This window comes from Streptomyces canus, from assembly GCF_001514145.1.
Taxonomy (GTDB): Bacteria; Actinomycetota; Actinomycetes; order Streptomycetales; family Streptomycetaceae; genus Streptomyces; species Streptomyces canus.
Genome location: NZ_KQ948728.1, coordinates 1 through 751, shown reverse-complemented (window position 1 = coordinate 751; position 751 = coordinate 1). Strand labels below are relative to the sequence as shown.

Below are 751 nucleotides of genomic sequence, written 5' to 3'. Positions count from 1 at the left end.
CTCAGTGAGCCTTTTCAGCAGTGCCGCTCCAGGGTGAGGATGGCGGCTGCGATTGACGACATGCGGTTGGGACTGCACCGGGCCTTGCGGAAGATCCGCCAGGACTTCAGTCGTGCGACGCCGCGCTCGACCGGGGCGCGTGCTGCCGACAGCGCGCGGTTGACGGTTTGCTGGGTTGGTGTGAGGCCGCGGCCTGGTGGGCGTCTGCGTGGTGTTGTCACCCATGGGCCGGCTCCGATGTAGGCGCGGTCGGCGAGGATCGGGATGCCCTGGCGTTCGCAGATTCGGATGATCCGGTGAGTGCGGGCCGCGGTCAGGTCGTGCGCGCCACCGGGCAGTGCGGGCGAGATCCACAGCAGTCGTTCGACTGGATCGGTCACCACCTGCACGTTCACGCCGTGACGTCGGTGTTTTTGGGAGAAGTCGGCCCGGCTGTCGCCTACCCGGTCGCACTCCGCGAGGGTGCCGTCCAGCAGGACGTAGTCGGGGTCGGCTTCGCGCAGGCTCCGCAGGAGCCCGGGTGCGCGGTCGGCGAGCAGGCTGATGACGGCTGCAGCGTAGGCGTGGGCGGTGCCGACGGAGATGCCGAAGCCTGCCGCGAGTTGGGCGAGGGTGTCATGGCGGCGCAGGTACACCAGGCCGACCAGCGCACGCTGGTGCGGCGGGAGTTTGCACCGTCGGTCACCCTCGCGGGTGACGATGAGCATGGTTACCCACTCGACCAGGGCGTGCGGCAGGTCGAGTGCGGCAG

1 protein-coding gene is annotated in these 751 nt (G+C 69.2%); it reads right to left on the bottom strand.

Annotation, left to right across the window (positions count from 1 at the left end; translation table 11 throughout):
• Positions 1-14 precede the first annotated feature (14 nt).
• Positions 15-751, bottom strand: a 737-nt coding sequence (locus AQJ46_RS51250) for an IS5/IS1182 family transposase (RefSeq protein ID WP_063803989.1), incomplete at its 5' end; no start/stop codon positions are given.